General features: G+C 70.6%; 16 protein-coding genes. 3 read left to right on the forward strand and 13 right to left on the reverse strand.

Annotation, left to right across the window (positions count from 1 at the left end):
* A partial coding sequence (locus tag GQ57_RS27060) for a GntR family transcriptional regulator (RefSeq protein ID WP_034199507.1) occupies positions 1-222 on the reverse strand: 222 nt, incomplete at its 3' end.
* Between the two features lie 563 nt (positions 223-785).
* Between GQ57_RS27060 and GQ57_RS27065 the strand changes: the two genes are divergently transcribed.
* On the forward strand, positions 786-2,960 hold the full coding sequence (locus GQ57_RS27065; protein WP_034199529.1) for a DUF4132 domain-containing protein: 2,175 nt from the start codon (positions 786-788) through the stop codon (positions 2,958-2,960).
* Between the two features lie 191 nt (positions 2,961-3,151).
* On the opposite strand, the gene GQ57_RS27070 is transcribed toward GQ57_RS27065, so the two are convergent.
* The 3 genes from GQ57_RS27070 to GQ57_RS27080 form a co-directional block, all read right to left on the reverse strand.
* Positions 3,152-4,066, reverse strand: a complete 915-nt coding sequence (locus GQ57_RS27070) for a hypothetical protein (RefSeq protein WP_031403005.1) — start codon at positions 4,064-4,066, stop codon at positions 3,152-3,154.
* 89 nt (positions 4,067-4,155) lie between these two features.
* Positions 4,156-4,479 (reverse strand): TfoX/Sxy family protein, encoded by a 324-nt coding sequence (locus GQ57_RS27075; RefSeq protein ID WP_034199508.1) that lies wholly within the window; start codon positions 4,477-4,479, stop codon positions 4,156-4,158.
* A gap of 252 nt (positions 4,480-4,731) precedes the next feature.
* On the reverse strand, positions 4,732-6,468 hold the full coding sequence (locus GQ57_RS27080) for a site-specific integrase (protein ID WP_034199530.1): 1,737 nt from the start codon (positions 6,466-6,468) through the stop codon (positions 4,732-4,734).
* 355 nt (positions 6,469-6,823) lie between these two features.
* Here GQ57_RS27080 and GQ57_RS27085 point away from each other — a divergent pair, with 355 nt between their 5' ends.
* Complete coding sequence (locus GQ57_RS27085) at positions 6,824-8,008, forward strand: tetratricopeptide repeat protein (RefSeq protein ID WP_052001499.1); 1,185 nt, start codon at positions 6,824-6,826, stop codon at positions 8,006-8,008.
* 103 nt (positions 8,009-8,111) lie between these two features.
* Here GQ57_RS27085 and GQ57_RS27090 read toward each other — a convergent pair whose 3' ends face one another.
* The 5 genes from GQ57_RS27090 to GQ57_RS27110 form a co-directional block, all read right to left on the reverse strand.
* Positions 8,112-8,303, reverse strand: a complete 192-nt coding sequence (locus GQ57_RS27090; protein WP_031403009.1) for a DUF2964 family protein — start codon at positions 8,301-8,303, stop codon at positions 8,112-8,114.
* Positions 8,304-8,319: 16 nt separating this feature from the next.
* Positions 8,320-8,799, reverse strand: coding sequence for a universal stress protein (locus GQ57_RS27095; protein ID WP_031403010.1), 480 nt, complete (start codon positions 8,797-8,799; stop codon positions 8,320-8,322).
* Between the two features lie 181 nt (positions 8,800-8,980).
* On the reverse strand, positions 8,981-10,759 hold the full coding sequence (locus GQ57_RS27100) for a right-handed parallel beta-helix repeat-containing protein (protein WP_034199509.1): 1,779 nt from the start codon (positions 10,757-10,759) through the stop codon (positions 8,981-8,983).
* Between the two features lie 2 nt (positions 10,760-10,761).
* Positions 10,762-11,892 (reverse strand): 2-dehydro-3-deoxygalactonokinase, encoded by a 1,131-nt coding sequence (locus GQ57_RS27105; protein ID WP_081896781.1) that lies wholly within the window; start codon positions 11,890-11,892, stop codon positions 10,762-10,764.
* A gap of 49 nt (positions 11,893-11,941) precedes the next feature.
* A complete protein-coding gene (locus GQ57_RS27110) occupies positions 11,942-13,063 on the reverse strand; it encodes a porin (RefSeq protein ID WP_034199533.1) in 1,122 nt (373 codons plus the stop codon).
* Positions 13,064-13,381: 318 nt separating this feature from the next.
* On the opposite strand from GQ57_RS27110, the gene GQ57_RS27115 reads away from it, so the two are divergent.
* Positions 13,382-14,377, forward strand: a complete 996-nt coding sequence (locus tag GQ57_RS27115) for a LacI family DNA-binding transcriptional regulator (RefSeq protein ID WP_235212813.1) — start codon at positions 13,382-13,384, stop codon at positions 14,375-14,377.
* On the opposite strand, the gene GQ57_RS27120 is transcribed toward GQ57_RS27115, so the two are convergent.
* The 4 genes from GQ57_RS27120 to GQ57_RS27135 form a co-directional block, all read right to left on the reverse strand.
* On the reverse strand, positions 14,374-15,279 hold the full coding sequence (locus GQ57_RS27120; protein ID WP_063934600.1) for an SMP-30/gluconolactonase/LRE family protein: 906 nt from the start codon (positions 15,277-15,279) through the stop codon (positions 14,374-14,376). The genes GQ57_RS27115 and GQ57_RS27120 overlap by 4 nt on opposite strands.
* A 72-nt stretch (positions 15,280-15,351) precedes the next feature.
* Positions 15,352-16,431, reverse strand: coding sequence for an ABC transporter ATP-binding protein (locus GQ57_RS27125; protein ID WP_034199510.1), 1,080 nt, complete (start codon positions 16,429-16,431; stop codon positions 15,352-15,354).
* A 31-nt stretch (positions 16,432-16,462) separates the two neighbouring features.
* Entirely contained in the window at positions 16,463-17,608 is a 1,146-nt protein-coding gene (gene dgoD, locus GQ57_RS27130; protein ID WP_031403258.1) for a galactonate dehydratase, read from the reverse strand.
* Complete coding sequence (locus GQ57_RS27135) at positions 17,605-18,390, reverse strand: SDR family NAD(P)-dependent oxidoreductase (RefSeq protein WP_031403257.1); 786 nt, start codon at positions 18,388-18,390, stop codon at positions 17,605-17,607. Before GQ57_RS27135 ends, dgoD begins: the two co-directional genes overlap by 4 nt.

Genomic DNA, 18,390 nt, shown 5'->3' on the forward strand with positions numbered 1-18,390 from the left:
ATGCCCTTCGTCGTTCCGCAGGTTCACGAAATAGCCCGACTGCGGCCGGCTTTCCAGCAGCCCGCGGCTCTCCAGCAGCAGGTACGCATGCAGCACCGTCGTGATGCTGATCCGGTGCTGCTGGCTCGCCTGCCGTACCGACGGAATCCGGTCGCCGTGACGGTATACGCCCTGGCGGATCAGGCGCTCGATGTCGTCCGCGAGTTTTTCATAGAGTTTCATCGCTTCCCTCCCGCCGGCCCGCGCCGCCGCGCCGCCCTGCCGTGTGCGCCGGGATTGCGCACGTTTTGCCCGTCGATCGGGCCGTCGTGATTGCCGATCGGTCGCTCCGGTTTTGCCTTTTCCATCGCACTGGCTCTCTCTTGAAGATGCGCCGGCAGGGTCCGGTAGGACCGGATCCGCGGCACTGTGCACTTGATGATCGGATCTTAAGAGAAGAACAGTTCGGGACGAGTACACACATCGATCCCGCGAACAAGAGTACAGTTTGACCCGGATCACGCATGACGAAAAAACTGTACGTCATATGAAATGGCCGGGCGGCCGGAAGGCCGGCGGGACGCCGCCAGGCGGGCCATCGCCCGGCCAGCCCAATCGGGATGCAATACTGTGCGACCCACGGTTTCATTGCCGGAGTCACACCATGCAGTACCCGATCGAACGGGCGGCCGCCCCCGGCGGCGCGCGCCGCGCCGTCAGGCAAGTACAAAATAAATGGCACCGGAACAACACGGCCGGCCATGCCGGCGCCCGCGCATCGCGCCCCGCCGGCAACGGAGCCGCCGATGCCTGATCGCGACCTCGCTTCGCAGCTCGTCGCCCGGCTGACCGGCAGCGTCGACCATCCGCGCTTCACCGGTGCGCCGATCGACCTGTCGGCGCTCGACGCGCACGCGCTCGGCACGGCCTGGCCGGCGCTGCGCCGCACCGAACACGCAATCTGGCAAGGCGAACTCCCCCATGACGATCCGCGCGCCGAATTCGCGCGCTGGCTGCGCGGGCAGATCGATGCGCTCGGTCTCGTGCCGCTCGTCGACGCCGATGCCGCGCTCGAACTGTTCCGCGACATCCCGCCCGGCGGGTGGAAGCGTGCGCTGGAGGACCTGCCGTGCCTCGACGCGCTGCCGTCGCCCGCGCTGCGGGCCGAACTCGCCAGGATCGCGGACGAACCGGAGACAGACGGCGCGCGCGCCGCGTCCGCGTACGGCACGTATGCGCTCGACTGGTTCGCCGGCCGCCGCGATTTCTCGGCGCGACGCGACGCGTATGCGCAAGCGCTGGCGGATTCGCCGTTTCGCGTGCGCGAGCTCGACGTGCTGCCCGAACTCGGCCCGGCCGCGCTGCTCGCGCTGGCCGCGACGAACGACGGCTACTTCTCGCCGCGGCGGCTGTGGCTCGACTTCAGCGATCCGGCCGTCACGCTCGCGGAAGACGCCGCGTATGTCGCGTTCGCGCGCGACGCGCTGACCGAGGCCGCGCGGCAGGTCGCGGCGCTCCATGCGGGGGCCGTTCCCTACGAGGCCGATCGCGCGTTCACGACCGACGACGCGCAGGTCGTCGCGCGTGCCGTGCGCGTGGCCGCCTATCGCGACGAAGCGTGGCTGCGCCCGCTGATCGGGCCGCTGCTGACGGGCGTGTGCGTCGCGCCGACGGCCGCGAAAACCGCGCCGTCGCAGTCGCTCGCGATCGCGCTCGGTCACGCGGTCGAGGCCATCCCGACCCCTGAAGGCGTGCACGCGCTGCGCGACGCGCTGGCCGCCGTGCGTCACGCCGGCGTGCAGAAGAAGCTCGCACGCAACCTGAAGCCGGCCGAACGCGCGCTCGGCGAACGGCCGCGCACCGCGCTGCGCATGACGCTCGACGCGAAGCCCGACAAGAAGCAGCTCGCGATGCTCGCCACGTGCATGGAAGCCGGCTTCTGGCAGTCGATGACGCTCGGCCAGGCCGAATGGCGCGAGCGCCTCGTCGATGCGCCGGCCGGTGCCGCGTTCGCCGCGCGCACGATCTGGCACGCGCGCGGCAGCGATGGCTCGACGCAGTCGTTCATGCCCGACATCGCGAAAGGCAAGGTCGTGCTGCGTGATGCGGCCGGGCGCGCGATCGACATCGCCGGCGACAGCGACATCCGGCTCTGGCACCCGCTGCTGGCCGACGCGGACGAGCGGCTCGCGTGGCAACGCGCGATCGTCGGCCGCACGGTGCGGCAGCCGGTCAGGCAGGCCTTCCGCGAATACTACGTGCCGGCCGACGGCGACGCGTCGGCCAGCGATTCCGCGATGTTCGAAGGCCACGTGCTGTCGAGCCGGCAGCTGGTCGGCGTCGCGCGGCGCGAAGGCTGGTCGATCCGCGCGTACGACGACGGGCTCGTCCGCGAATTCGGCGACGTGCGCGCGACCTTCCTCGTCGATGCACGGCTCTATCCGGGCTCGGAAAGCCACGGCACGTCGCGCCGGCTGCACTTCGAACGCCGGCACGAGCGGCACTGGGTACCGCTGCCGATCGGCGAGATCGACCGCGTGGTGTTCTCGGAAGTGGCGCGCTCGGTCGATCTGCTCGTCAGCGTCGCCGCGTTCGCGCTCGACGACGACGCGACGCGCGCGGCGGCCGCCGCGCTCACGGTCGACCCGGTGCGCCATCGCGAACTCGAAACGCAACGCCGGCATCGCGTGAACCGGTTGTCGGATCTGCCGCTGGGCACGATGGCGCGGCATCGCCGGCACGTGCTGTCGCTCGTGTTCGCCGGGCCGGTGGCGCAAGGGAAGATGACGATCGACGAGCGGCATGTGCGCGTCGGCGCGTGGTCGGTGCATTGCGCAACCGGGCGCGTGATGCGCGACGGAGAACCCGTCGATGCCACGCTCGAACCACCGCCGTCGCCGCTGGGCGCGGTGCCGTGGCTGCCTTATGACGAAGCGCTGCTGCAGCGGATCGTCGACGTCGTCGCGGGGTTGCTCGACTAGCGGCCGCCGTCAGATCGAACCCGCACCCGCACCGACCTTCACGCGCGGCGTGCTGTTCGTCGGAAGCCGGCACGGCTCCGATCCATGCGGGTTTCTTCGCGCACCGCACGCGCACCTCGCCACCGGCAGCACCCCGCTCGAACGTGCGCGCGTCGAACTGATGCCCGGCGGCGCGACCGGGAACCGCCCCGTCACCGCGCCGCCTGCTGCCGCTGCACCTCCTGCGCTTTCATCTGCAGATACGCACCGCGTTCAACCTCATGCAACTGCTGCGGATACTGCTCGGTCGCGTCGAACCAGCGCGCGAGGCGCTGGTCGAGCGGCTTGTCGAGGGTCGCGAGATACGTGTCGATTGCGAGGTAGTAGCGCATCGTGTTGCGCTCCAGCAGCCCGCGCACGCCGCCGATGTACTGCGGCGGCGCAGCCGACGCGGCGCCGACGGGAGTGAACCCGACCTTGTCGCTGCCGACCGTCGCGAGGTAGGTCTTCATCGCCATGCGGCCGACCGTGCCGAAGCCGTACGAATACGTGAGATGCAGGAACGTGCGCGATGCTCCGACCGGCACCGCCTCCAGCTCGATCCGGTAATCCCGGGTGCCCATCGGGCCGCTGTCGGCGGTCAGGTCGACCTGGAAATAATCGGGCGTCGCGGCCGCCACGCGATAGCGGAACTGCACGCGATAGGTGTCCGACAGCTTCTGCTGGATCTTGCGGCCGAGGTTCACGTCGAGCACCGGGCCGCTGCCGCCGCCCGGCGACGCATGACAGTACTTCGTGTTCAGGTGCAGGATCAGCACCGCGCACCAGTTCGCGGGCCCCTGCGCGGGATCGCCGAGCTGGCCGCTCACGACCGCGAACGGATAGTCGACCACCGCGTAGATGTCGCCCTTCAGCGACGACGACGCCTCGGACGATTCGAGGTACAGCGGCCGGTGAAACGCGTTGTCCTTCAGTTGCGCACCGAGGCTGTGGTAACGGTCGAGCAGCGCGGCCGCGTCGTCCGCGCCGAACGACAGCACGCTCCAGCCGACGCACAGGGCCGCGACGAGCGCGTGCCGGGCGCGGCGGGCAAGCCACCAGCCGCGCGGATGTCCGGATGTCTTCATTCTTGTACTCCCGCCAGGCGCGCGACGGTCGCGCCCATGTGTCACAGAATACGCCTGGCTGCAGCGCAACATTGCATGCAAGCGGGCCGTTATCGGCGACGCTTCACCGGCACGGGCAACTGCGCGGCGGTGATCCGGATCAGCGCCGACAGCCATTCGCGATCGTCCCAGTGCTCGCCGCCGATGACGAGGTGCGGCTTCGCGGCCGGATACGGCGAACCTTCCTCGCACGCGCCGAGGAACGCGCGGCCTTCAGGCGTCGGCTTGACGAACAGCCGGTCGTCGCAGACGAGCGCGACCATCTTGCCGTCGCAATAGATACCGTACTCGCCGAACATCTTGCGCGCCGATACCGTGCCGGCCGCCGCCATCTGCTCGACGATGAAATCCGCGGTGCGCTGGCTCGATGCCATCCGTATCCCCTGAAAAAAGTGTATGACCGCCGGGTGTGCCGGACCGTTCCGCCTGGCTCGCCGATGCGTCGCGGCGTGTGATGCGTTCGTCGGTGGAATGCGCGCTCCGGCTCGTACGGGCCTTCCCGGCCCACGACGCCCCGTGTCGTGACAGTGACAACGACATGACGGCGCGCGGCGCGCCGACATCGCGCGCGCCGATCGCGTCCGCGTACCTGCCGGACCGGCGCGGCGCGATCGACGGCGACGCCGTTACTTGTCGGCCGCAAACGCGCTCGACATCTGCCGCGCCCGCTTCACGTCGTCGCCATGCAGGTAAATCGACGTCGTCGAGATCGACGCGTGCCGCAGGTTGTCGCGCACCGTCGTCAGCTCCGCGCCGCGCGCCAGCGCATGCGTCGCATGCGTATGGCGCATCCAGTGCGGGCTCGCCTGCCGCAGCTTCTGCGCGAGCGCGGGGTGATCGGCATCGACCTGGGCGGCCGTCTGCGCGAAGAAACGCTGCATCACCTTCCACAGCCGCACGCTCGTGATCGCGGCCGCGCCGTCTTCCGCCAGGCTCGGAATCAGAGGCGTATCCGGCCGCCAGCGCGCCGGCGTCACCGGCAGCCGGCGCGCGACCAGATAGCGGTCGAGCGCCGTGCGCGCGAGCGGCGGCAACGCGACGCGCGCGGCCTTGCTGCCCTTGCCGATCACCTTCAGCCACGCATCGCCGTGCGCGTCCGTCTCGATGCCGCCGAGCGTCGCGCCGACCAGCTCGCTCGCGCGCAGCCCGGTCGCATAGCCGAAATCGAGAATGAAGCGCAACCGCTGCGCGGCGGCCGGCGTCCAGCCGGATGGCGACGCGCCGGCCGCCGTGCCGGCGCGGAACTCGAGCCCGTCGGCGATCGTGCGCACGAGCAGCCACTCGCCCTCGGTGAACGCATGCGACGTGTCGAGCGCGCTCGCGCCGCGCGTATCGCGCACCTTGACGCCCGCGAACGGATTCGCGAGCAGGTAGCGCTGCTCGATCAGCCAGCGGAACAGCGCGCCGAGCACCGACAGCGTGTACGCGGCCGAACGCGCGGACAACGCGCCCGAGAACGGCCGCCAGTCGGGGGCGCCGCGCGGCCGCACGGGCCCGACCCAGCGTTCGTGCGGCGTCGGGCGCCGGATGAATGTGCGATACGCGACCGCGTCCTCGGTCGTCAGCGACGACAGCGCGCGGCCGCGCTCGACGATCGCCCACAGGATCAGCCGCTCGGCCTCCTTCCGGTACGCGCGCCGCGTCGCGGCCGATTCGTGCAGCGACAGCCACGCGTGCACGGCCGCGTAATCGTCGTCCGCGTCGAGCGTGCTGGTCGCGCGCGGCGCGCGGAACGTGCCGGCCGAGCCGTCGACCTCGTGCGGCAGCTTCAACTGCTCCCACGGCACGATGGTGCCGCGCGGCGTCGCCGCGATCAGCGCGCGCGCCCGTTCGGTCAGGTCCGGGTGCGCGGCGAAGAACGCCTCGATGTGCCGCGCGCCGGCCATGCCGAGGCCCGCGATCGCGCGCCACCACTGGCGCCGGCGCGGAATCCGCACCGTGAGATCGGCGAGCGTCGCGATCCCGTGCGCGCGCAGCGCGACGACCGCACGCGCGGGCAGCCACAGGCCGACGTCGTCGCTGATCTGCGGGACCGGCTCGCGCGCGTGGCGCAGCAGGCCGATCGCCTCGGTTGCCGCCTTCGCTTCCCGCATCCGCTCACCGTCGGGATGACCGAGCCGCTCCGCGAGATCGGGCCGGCCGACCTGCCGCGCGACCCGCACGAGGCGGCGGCGGATGCCGCCGATCACGCCGCGCGCCGAGCGCCCCTCGCCGAGGCGATCGGGCAGGTAGCGCGCGACGGCCTGGCGCACGGTCATGCCCGCGTACCACGCGCGCAGCGCGGCCAGTTCGTCGGCGTCGGGAAAACCTGCGGGCGCAGCGGCGGAATCGGGGGAAGACGGTGAGGCGAGGCGCGGTTTCATGGGCGCCAGTTTGACAGAAGCGCGCGCGGCCGGATACGTCGCGCGCGGCATTCCGGGTACCGCGATTCCCGGTGCGCGCGGCATCGCGCCGGCGCCTCCGAGCCGCACGGCCACACTGCAACGGATGTGCGCTGCCTGCTATGCTGCGCGCTGCATTCCCGCATCGTCCGTCCGCTCGCCGCGCCGCATGCCCGGCAGCGGACGGAACGTGCATCGAAATGCGCCGAACGAGCCGGCAGCCCGCAACGGGACGCGCCGGCCGCAGCCAGCGGTCCGTCGAGGGCTGCGCAACGGGTCCGGTGCGTTTCAGGCCGTCGTTCCATCAAGCCTTGCCTACAAGAAGAACCGCCATTTCATGACATCACGCCTTCTCGCCGCGGTCGTTGCCGCGGCCCTGAGCTGCACCGCCCTGCCCGCCGCCCATGCACGCACCTACCTCGCACCGACGGCATCGTTCGGCAAGGGCCCCCACGTCCATCAGTTCGTGCTGCGCGACCCCGTCACCCACCAGCCCATGCCGAACGCGCGCTACCGGCTGTTCCTGCCCGGCCAGACGATCGCGGGCCTGCCCCCGAAGCCGGGCGAGCACGATAGCGTGATCTTCGGCACGACCGACGCGGCCGGCCGCACCGTCAGGATCCGGCTGCCGAAAGCGCATCCGGAGAAGGAGTGGGTGTTCAACGCGATCATCGGCGAAGGCGACATGGGCGAATCGTTCCGGCTGGTCGCCCCGTCCGGCACGCAACCGCTGCGCGGCATGCCGTACGTCATGGACGTCCAGGACGAATATCTCGCGTGCGGCTACTCGGACGCCAACGGCTACACCTACTATGCGCAGTCGCGCACGCCGCGCAACGTCAGCGTCGATACGGGAATGCTGTCGGCGCCCGACGACACCGACTGGTGCGCGGGCCCCGGCGCGGCCATCGCGAACCGCGCGCACGATCCCGCCGCGCCCGACCTGTACACGCAGTACCTCGGCACGCTGGTCGCCAACGGCAACCGGATCAGCGACGAGCTGCGGCAGCAGATCGTCGCGAAGCTGGTATCGCTCGCGATCGCCGAACGCGACGAGGGCCGCGTCGCGGCGACACTCGATCTGGGCGAGATCTCCGACCGCCATCTGAACAGCATCGGCTATCGGCTCGCCGACGCGGGCGTGGCGGTCGGGCGTGCGCTCACGATGATCGACGCGCGTCTCGCGCAGGCGCCGGACGACGCATACGCACTCGACAGCAAGGGCTGGGCGCTGTATCGCCTCGGCCGCAACGACGAGGCGCTCACGTGGTTCGACCGCTCGATCGCGATCTTCGCGCGGGACGGCGACATCGACGACAGCGCGCGCGAGGCGTACGCGACCGGGTTGACGCACAAGGGAGAAGTGCTGTGGAAGCTGGGCCGCGAGGCTGAAGCGCGCGATGCGTTCGCACAGGCGCGCAAGGTGCAGCCGAAGAACGACACGCTGGACGAGACGTTGAAACGGCTGGCGATAACGATCGGCCAGGACGGCGCGAAAACGCCGGGCACCGCCAGCGAGTAAGCGATTACGCGAGGCAGCGGCCGGCGGGGCGACGCGGCAAGCGCCGCCGGTCGTCCGGAAAAGCGGGGGCCGGGCCGGAAACACCCGGCCGGGCCCGCCCGCGTCACTCCTCGCCCTTCGGGCCCGGATTGAGCATCACGACGAAGCCGGCCACGCCGACGACCAGCGCGATCGCCCCGCCGCGCAGCGCCATCGCGCTGTCGAACAACAGCCCCGTCACCACGGACATCATCCCCGCGAGCGACACGAACACGGCAAACGCCGCGACGACGATCCGGTACTGGCGGCGTATCATCGCGCCCCCCGTCGCGTTACGCGGCGGCCACGGCGGCCGCCACGTCGGCGTCGTCGCCGCGGATCAGCAGCACCGGGCACTTCGAGCCGCGCACGAAACGCTCGGCGACGCTGCCGAGCAGCACGCGCCGGATGCCGCGCCGCCCGTGCGTGCCGACCACCGCGAGATCGATCGCGTGCTCCTTCACGTAGCGCTGCAGGCGTTCCGAGATGTCCTCGCCGATGCTCTCGGTCTCGACGAGTTCGGCCTCACCCTTCGCGCCGGCCAGCGCGACGACCTGCTCGGCCTCGCGCAGCACCTTGCGCCCGTCGTCGCGAATCTCCTCGACGAGCGCGTGCGGATCGAAACGGCCCGCGTAAGTGAACAGCACCGACTTGTCGACCACATACACGACACTGACGTGCGCATCGCCCGCCAACGCCACCTTCACTGCCTCGGCCAGCGCCTGCTTCGACGAAGCACTGCCGTCGACTGCCACCATGATCTTCTTGTACATGCGAACCTCGCTGGGGTGAACTGCCGCGCACCCTGTCGCGCGCGGCCTTGTCACCATCATCGGCGGATGGCGGGTTCGAATGTTGACGACGATCAAGCCCCGCGGGCATCGGCCTGCGACCGCCCGACGCAGCGCGCCGCCGATGCGCCCCGCCGGCCGCCGCGCGCCGGGGCCCGCGCCGTCATTGCGGGTGCGGCGTGCGGTACCGGTGCTGCTCGAACCCGCTGTCGCGCGACCACGCGCCCGCAACCGCGTCGACGTCCTGTCCGGCGAACGGCAGCACCGTATCGGGCTCGGCGCCGTGACGGTAGTTCGGCCCGGTGAACTCGGGGTCCGCCGCATAGCCGAAGTACGCGTTGCCGCTCCACACGATGTTCGCGTAGCTCCCCTGCGGATTCTTCGTCCGGAAAATCGCGCCGCTGTCGGATGCGTTGTAGAAGCGGTTGCCCGTCACCTGGAACGCGTTCGCATAACTGAGGTTTTCGACGATCGGGGTCACGAGGCCCGGCGTGCGCGTGATCACGACGTTGTCGCGCACGATGGAATCGGCCGATCCCGCCGCCGAGACGATCCGCCGCCGGTCGTTCAGGCTCAGGTTGTGCTCGACGAGCGCGCCGGTCTCCTGCGCAACGTGGCCCAGGCCATCGGATCCGCATCCGCAGAACAGCATCAGGCCGCCGTCGTTGTCGTGGCTGAAGTTCGCGGCGACGCGCGTGTTGCGCGTGCCGAGATCGGCGTCGAACGCCATCGCGTCGCCGGCCTCGATGTTGTTCTGCAGCCGCACGCCGTTGACTTCGTTGTACTGAAACAGCGCATCGTCCGTGTTGATCGCCCATGCGCCGGCGCTGTTGCCCGGCGCGCGCATCCAGATGTCGTACAGGTGATTCGCCTCGACCTTCGGCGCGGTGGCCGTGCGCACGATGATGCCGTCGCCGCCGACGTTGTGGATCAGGTTGTTGCGCAGCACGACGCGCGTCATCGGGAAGTAGTCCGACGCCGCCTGCGTGGCCGGATCCGTCAGGTAGGCCGGATTGCCCTTGTACGGCGGATAGTCGCCGCACGGCGCGCCGCCCTCGCGGCACATCCACGCCGACCGGGTCGACAACGCGACCGCGTCGACGTTGTAGATCTCGCTGTTCTCGACCGTGATGTCGTCGAAGCCGGTCGGCTTCTCCTTCTTGCCGACCACCTCGTTGTCGCGCGTCACTTCGAACAGCATCCCGCCGGTGGTCTTGTACGAACTCACCGTGTTGCTCGCGACGTCCTTCAGATAGCCGCGCACGTGATGCACGTACACGTCGTCGACGTGATAGTGGCTGCCCGTGCCGTAGTCCTCGAGCCGCACATACAGCCCGAGGCGCCCGCCGGGCGTCGTCGCGTCGTTGGTCAGTTCGAGCGAGCGGATCTCCCAGTACCGGGTGTTGTAGAGATAGAGCGCCGCGCGGTTCACCGTCGGGTTGTCCGACCGGCACAGCGAGTAGTAGGCGCTGAACCCGCTGGGCGTCTTGTGCTGCTCGGTGATCGACTGGTCGGGATCGGCCGCCGTGTCCGCGCAGCCGGCCGCGATGACGGGGCGCGGCGCCTGCGGATCGCCGTACGCGTCGACGACGATCGGTGCGCCGGCCGCACCGGTGCTGCCCGCTGCGGGCGTGAAGCTGCCGTTGCACGTCGTGCCGCGCTTGAAGCGCACGTGCATGCCGGGCGTCAGCACGATACGGTTCAGCGACGCGAGATCGCGAACCGGATTCGCCTCCGTGCCGGCCGGCGCGGCCGGTGCCGCCGCGTTCGCTCCGGCCGAGCAGTCGACGTACAGCGTGCCGGGAGGCGCGTCGGCCGCCTGTCCGCCCGCCCGCGCGGCGGCCAGTTGCTGCCCGGCTGCCGCGCCGTCCGCCGATTCCCCGCCGCCGCATGCCGCAAGCGCGCCGATCAGCGGCGCCGCGACCATCTTCCAGTGTTTCAAGGTCAGTCTCCTGAAATATTGCATTCGCGATCCCGCGCCGGGTCGACCGCAGGTCGATCCGCGCGCCGGCCGCCCGTTCCGGCCACCGCTTCGTCGAGACGATGCGGCGCCCCCTCCTCGCCCGCCGCGGGCAACAGGCCCGCCCGCTCGGCAAGCGTCCACAGGCCGGCTGCCGCCGCCCCGTCGATCGTGTCGACGGGCGGCCAGCCGATCAGCCACGTCGCATGCCGGTAGCGCGCGCACAGCGCGGCGTCGCCGATCAGCATCGGCCCCGGCGCATCGGCATGCGCCGCGCCGGCCGGCCCGCCGTCTTCCGCGGCCAGCCCCGCGAGTTCATGACCGATCAGCACGCCGGACAGGTAGTCGGCCTGTTCGTCGGCCGCCAGCTCGCCGGCCAGCAGCCGCGCGCGCGAACCGAAGATCGTCGCGAGCAGCCCCGCCGCGTGGCCCGCCTGCGCGGCGCGCACGCCACGCTCGAAGGCCGTGCGCGCGAACCCGGCGGACGGTCGCATCGTGCGGCCGAGCAGGCTGTGCGTACACAGCAGCGCATACAGTTCGCCCGTCATGAAGGTGCGAAAGCGCTCGATACGCGAGCCGCGCACGGCCACCCATTTCGAGTGCGTGCCCGGCAGGCCGAACCACCGCAGCGTCTCCGCCCCGTGCGTCGCGCCGCCCGCCTGCAGCGCGCCGACGATCTGCGTCTCCTCGCCGCGCATCACGTTCGCGAGCTCGCCGCGCTGCATCAGCCCCGGCACGATGTGCACGGTCGTCCCGCGCCGCGCACGCACCGCCTGCAGCGACGCGCCGAGCCGCGCCGCGTCGATCGGCACGTCCGCGTACGGCGCCTCGCGCCAGCCCTGCGCACTGCCGACCATGCCCGCCGCGACGACCGGCAGCGCCGGCCACGCATCGAGCCATGCGCCGCACACGTCCTCGAACGCCGCGTCGCAGGCATGCGCGATCGGGACGCCCGCGCCGCCGATCTGCATCACGCCCTTCGCCGCGCCCCGCTCGTCCAGCACGGTATGGGCGCTCGCCATCAGGTACGCGCGCAGCGACGTGGTGCCCCAGTCGAGCGCGATCAGGCGCGGCAACGGCGCTCGTCCGTCGGGCCGTGGTGTTGCCTCTTGCATAGGATTCCTCTTTTTCAGGGTTGACGTGAGCCGCGTTGCCGCCGCGATATCAGAAGAGCGTCTCGATACCCGCATAGACGCCCGTCTGCCCGTGCCCCGGCAGCGGCGACGCACCGAGTCCGTTGCCGTTGCCGAGCCCCGGCGACTGCGGGTTCACGCCCAGATTCGCGTTCGCGCTGTTGAACACGTGCGCGGCCGTCGCGTACAGGAACGTGCGCTTCGACAGGTCGTACATCGCGCCGAGGCCGACGATCGTCGAACGCCCTTCGCCGCTGTGGTCGGCGGTCCACTGGCCGGCGTCGATCTTCATCGAATAGACGGCGCTCTGCAGATGCAGGAACGGCGTCGCGTCGTACGTCACGCCGCCCCAGTAGTAGTTCGCGGTGCGCGACAGGCCGGCCGGCGTATCGGGCGCGCTGTAGCGCGTATAGCCGAGCTGCACCAGCGCGGGGCCGAAACGGTTGCGCACGCCGATGAAGGCTTCCTGGGACGCGGTGAACAGGTTGTCCTCGCGGCCGTACTGGTTGCGGATCTCGTTCCAGATGGCGCGCACCTCGAAGCCGCCGTGCGTGTAGGCGAGCGTCGCGCCGTCCGAGAGCCCCGTCGCGTTCACGTTGTTCGGCGAGCCGCGCAGCCAGCCGTTCGAGCTGTTGCCGAGGTTTGCCTGCAGCGCGAACGAGAAGCCGCCGAAGGTCGGCGATTCGTAGCGGATCCCGTTCGACAGCTTCGGGCCGTTCCTGTACGACGTCAGCGACTCGACCGAATAGTTTTCCTCGAGCAGCGGATCGTACGACCAGATGTAGCTGTTGATGAACGAGCCCTGCCCGAGCCGCAGGAAGCCGTAGCGTTCGTTCCTGAACCCGACCCACGCGCCGCGCTGGAACAGCACGCCGCCGCTGTAGTTGCCGTTGGCCGCGTTGATCGCCGATTCGAGCCAGAACACGGCCTGGTTGCCGCCGCCGAGATCCTCCTTGCCCGTCAGGCCCAGGATGCTGGTCCCCCAGTCGTTGCCTTCCGAGAATCGCGAACCCGTCGAATGCGCGCCGTTCTGCACGCCGCTCAGGTACTGCACGTCGCCGCCGACGCGCCCCCACACCGTGACGCTCGATTCGGCCTGCGCCGCCGCCGGCACCGCCAGTGCCAGCGCCGCGATCCACCCATACTGTCGCATCAAGATCTCCTCCTGTTTTTCGTTCACGCCCTGTCGAAATGGGAAAACGCTTTCCCTCAACGGCAAAAAAATTTCGCGGCGGTTGTCGTGCGTCGTTTTCCGTCGAATGTCGTCCGGAATGCGCGCGTGCTATGCTCGCGAAAAGGGAAAGCGTTTTCATTGTCGACGCGCGATCGCGCTTTTTCAAGGGAATTCTGGCGCCCCAAGGGATACTACCGAGTCCGATCGCGCGGCACGCGACCCCGTGCGCCGCGCGACCGCCGCCGTCGGCGCGCATGCTATGCTCGCCGGCAAAACGCACTGACACTCACTTTCATCGTGGCCAAGATCAACGAAGTCGCCGCTGCCGCAGGCGTCTCCATCGGAACCGTCTCGAAGTTCATCAACAAGACGAAGCGCTTCTCGCCCGACGTCGAGCGCCGCATCGCCGAGGCGATCGATCAGCTCGGCTACGAGTCGAACCCGCTCGCGCGCTCGATGGCCACCGGCCAGACGGGCGCGGTCGGCGTCGTGATCCAGGATATTCTCAACCCGTACTTCACCGCGATGGTCAAGGGCGTCAACCGGATCGCGCAGCGCAACGATTTCGTCGTCCTGATCGTCGACGCCGACGAGAACCGCAAGGGCGAACGCCCCGCGCTGACGAAGCTGAGCCGCCGCGTCGACGGGCTGATCCTGAACACCAGCATGCCCGACGACGACCTGCGCTGGACCGCGAGCCTCGGCAAGCCGGTGGTCGCGGTCGGCTCCGCGCCGCGCGACGGCCTGCTCACGCTGTACTCCGATCCGGTGCGCGCGGGCGAGATGCTCGCGCAGCACCTGCTGATGGAGAAATACCAGCGCTTCGCGTACATCAGCCTGCCGAACGCGCGCGGCGACGACGAACGCCGCGCCGGCGCCGAGCAGGTGCTCGCGCGCGCGGGGCTGCCGCTGCGCACCTTCAGCGTGCCGCGCGCGACCGTCGCCGACGGCGAGCGCGTGTGCGCATCGGTGATGCTGTCGGCCGAGCCGCCCGATGCGGTGATCTGCTACAACGACATGATCGCGGCCGGTTTCATCAAGGAGGCCGAACGGCTCGGCATCGCGATCCCGCACGACGTCGCCGTGTGCGGCTTCGACAATCTCGAACTCGGCAAGCTCACGTCGCCCACGCTGACGTCGATCGACACCGAGACCGAGCGCGCCGGCGAAGTCGCGATGACGACGCTGCTCGACGCGCTCGCGGGCAAGTCGCCCGCCGCGCACGCGATGCTCGACGCGCGGCTCGTCGTGCGCGAATCGACGGTGCGGCCGCGCGAACCGCGCCGCCGCTAGGCGCAACGCGACGCAACCGCCTCCCCCAGCCACGCGCGCGCGACGCGATGCGGCCCGAGCCCGGCCACGCCCGGGCGCGTCTCGAACAGGCTGCCCGCGAGCGGCCCGCGCAGCAGCCCGTCCGCGCTCACGTTGACCGACGCCGACGTGACGAACAGCGTCGCGCGATCGGCGCCGCCGAACGCGACGCTGGTCGGCCGCTGCACGGGCATCTCGACAACCGCGTCGAGCGCGCCGTCCGGCGCGTAGCGATGCAGCCGCCAGCCGTCCCAGACCGCCGACCACACGCCGCCCTCCGCGTCGACCGCCAGCCCGTCCGGCACGCCGCGCGCGTCGCCGAGCGTCGCGAACGGCCGCGCGTTCGACACCTGCCCCGCGTCGGCGTCGAAGTCGTACGCGAGGATCGTGCGGCGGCCGGAATCCGTCACGTACATCGTCGCGCCGTCCGGGCTCCAGCCCATGCCGTTCGCGCACGCGAAGCCGGCCGCCGCGACGCGCGACGCACGGGCGTGCTCGAAGCAATGCAGATCGCCCGGGCCGTCGCCGTCGTCGGCCATCGTGCCGACCCAGAAGCGGCCGCGCGCATCGACCGCGCCGTCGTTGTAGCGCAGCGACGGCCGCGCGTGCGCGGCGTCGGCCAGCCGTTCGAGCGTGCCGTGCGCGGGGTCGAACAGGTGCAGGCCGCTCTTCAGCGCGACGAGCAGCCGCCCGTCGTCGACGCCCGCCACACAGCCGGCCAGCTCCGGCAGCAGCCAGAAGCCCGTCTGCCCCTGGCCGGGCGTATGGCGGTAGAGCGCGGTGCGCTTGATGTCGATCCAGTAGAGCGACGCCGAGCGTTCGCACCAGAGCGGGCCCTCACCCAGGATCGCGTTCGCGCCCTGTACCAGTTTCACTGTCGTCATCGAAATTCGGTGTTATGCATGCGTTCGGCCGCCCGCCGATGCGGCGGGCGGAACCTGCCGGCCGGGCCGGATTCAGAGCGCGCGGCCCGCGTCGTCGAAGAAGTGCGCGTGCCGCAGGTCGACGCGCACGCCGACCGGCTGCCCCGCCGCGACCGCGCAGGCGTCGCGGTTCTGCCGCACCGACAGCGGCCGGTCGTGGCCCGCGAGCTCGACGTAGACGATCGTCGCGTCGCCCAGGTGCTCGGCGTGCGTGACGCGGCCGTCGAGCCCCGTGCCCGGCGCGCCGACCGCGAGGTTCTCGGGCCGGATGCCGAGCTGCAGCGAACCCGACGGCCACGCGCGCGCCTCGCCCGGCGGCGCGGGCAGCGAGCCGCCCGGCACGTCGAGGCGCGGCGCGGCGGCGCCGCCGTGCACGCGGCACGGCAGGAAATTCATCGACGGCGAGCCGAGGAACGACGCGACGAAATGGTTCGCCGGCCGCTCGTAGAGCGTCAGCGGCGAGCCGACCTGCTCGATACGGCCGCCGTTGAACACCGCGATCCGGTCGCCGAGCGTCATGGCCTCGACCTGGTCGTGCGTCACGTAGATCATCGTGCTGCCGAGCTCGCGATGCAGCCGCGCGAGTTCGAGCCGCATCCCGCCGCGCAGCGCCGCGTCGAGGTTCGACAGCGGTTCGTCGAACAGGAACACGCCCGGCTTGCGCACGATCGCGCGGCCGATCGCGACGCGCTGCCGCTGGCCGCCCGACAGCGCCTTCGGCTTGCGGTCGAGCAGCGCCGACAGCCGCAGCGCGTCGGCCGCCTGCCCGACGCGCGTGCGCGTCTCGGCCGCATCGACGCCCGCGAGCTTCAGCCCGAACGCCATGTTCTCGAATACGGTCATGTGAGGATACAGCGCGTAGTTCTGGAACACCATCGCGAGCCCGCGCTTCGCGGCCGGCACGTCGTTGACGCGGCGGCCGTCGATCAGCAGGTCGCCCGACGTGATCTCCTCCAGCCCCGCCAGCATCCGCAACATTGTCGATTTGCCGCAGCCCGACGGACCGACGAACACCATGAATTCGCCGTCCTCGATGTCGAGGCTGACGTCCTTGATCACGTCCGCGCCGTCGTCGTAGCGCTTGCGGATCTGCTTGAGCGACACACTTGCCATGATTGGGTTTCTCCTCGTCCGTTCGTGCCGCTCACCATTCGGCGACCGAGCCATCCTCGCGTCGCCAAACCGGGTTGCGCCAGCGGTGCCCGGTCGCGGCGGCCGCCCTCACCTTCTCCTCGTCGATCTCGACGCCGAGCCCCGGCGCGTCCGGGCGCATCACGTAGCCGCCGTCGAACGCGAACGGAATGCCGCGCGTGTATGCGTACATCGCGTTGTCGTCGTGATAGGCGACGTTGGTCGACTGCTCCTGGATGAACGCGTTCGGCGTGCAGAAATCGATCTGCAGCGAAGACGCGAGCGTCAGGGGCCCGAGCGGACAGTGCGGCGCGACCGCGACGTCGTACGCCTCGGCCATCGCCGCGATCTTGCGCAGCTCCCAGATGCCGCCCGCATGGCTCACGTCCGGCTGCACGATGTCGACCACGCCGTCCTGCAGCAGCGCCTTGAACTGCCAGCGCGTGAACAGCCGTTCGCCGGTCGCGAGCGGCACCGCGCAATCGCGCGCGACCTCGCGCAATGCGTCGTTGTGCTCGGGCAGCAGCAGTTCCTCGTAGAACATCGGGTCGAACGGCGCGAGCGCTTTCGCAAGCGCCTTCGCGACCGGGCGGCGCACGCGGCCGTGGAAGTCGATGCCGAGCCCGACTTCCTTGCCGATCGCGTCGCGCACCGTGGCGAAGCGCGCGACCGCGCGATCGATCGCCGCCGGCGATTCGATCCAGTCGGTCGCGTTGACGACGCCCATCTTCAGCGCGGTGTAGCCGGCTTCGACGAGCTGCCGCGCGTTCGCGGCCATCTCTTCCGGCGTATCGCCCTTCACGTGCGCATAGACGCGCGCCTTCTCGCGCACCGGGCCGCCGAGCAGGTCGTAGACGGGCACGCCGAGCGCGCGCGCCTTGATGTCCCACAGCGCCTGCTCGATGCCCGAGATCGCGCTCGTCAGGATCGGGCCGCCGCGATAGAAACCGCCGCGGTACATGACCTGGAACAGGTCCTCGATATGCCGCGGGTCGCGGCCGATCAGGTAGTCGGCGAGTTCGTGCACGGCGGCCGCGGTGGTGGCCGCGCGCCCCTCGACGATCGGCTCGCCCCAGCCGGCGAGGCCCTCGTCGGTGCTGACCTTCACGAACTGCCAGCGCGGCGCGACCGCGAATGTTTCGATTTCAGTGATCTTCATGTGGAGGAACGGGTCCGGTTGAACAGCAGCGCCGACATGCCGTTGTCGGCGACGAGATCCGCGCCGGCGATGCCGGCCGCCGCATCCGACAGCAGGAACGCGGCGATCCGGCCGATATCGGCCGGTTCGTTGATGCGCTGCGCGGGATGCAGCGCGCGATACGCGTCGAGCAGCGCGGGATCGCGCTCGAGCGCCGCGCCGATCGGCGCGTTCAGCGTGAAGCCGGGGCTCAGCGTGTTGACGCGGATGCGCTGCGGCGCGAGGCTCGTCGCCATCGCGCGCGACATCGCGACGATGCCGCCCTTGGTCGCCGCGTACATCTCGAAGCCCGGCACGCTCGCGCCCGCATGATTCGACGCGAGGTTGACGATCGCGCCGCCGCCGGCGCGCGCGATGCGCGGCGCCGCGAGCTGCGCGCACTGGAACATCGCTCGCAGGTTGGTGCGGTACAGGCGGTCGCAGTCGTCGAGCGTGAACGCGTCGAACGGGCCGTGCAACGTGATGCCCGCGTTGTTGACGAGCCCGTCGAGCCGGCCGTGGTGCGCGTCCACGCGCTCGAACAGCGCGGCGACGCTCGCCGGCTCCGCGACGTCGGTCTCGACGAACAGCGCATCGCGGCCGCCGAGCCGTTCGCGCACCGCGCCGGCGCGCGCGGCGTTCTTCTCGGCGACGACGACCCGCGCGCCGCATTGCGCGAGCACCTCGACGATGCCGAGGCCGATGCCGTCGCCGCCGCCCGTGACGACGACCACGCGGCCGTCGAGCGATTCGAATGGATTCAT

Source organism: Burkholderia sp. MSh2 (assembly GCF_000731655.1).
Taxonomy (GTDB): domain Bacteria; phylum Pseudomonadota; class Gammaproteobacteria; order Burkholderiales; family Burkholderiaceae; genus Burkholderia; species Burkholderia paludis.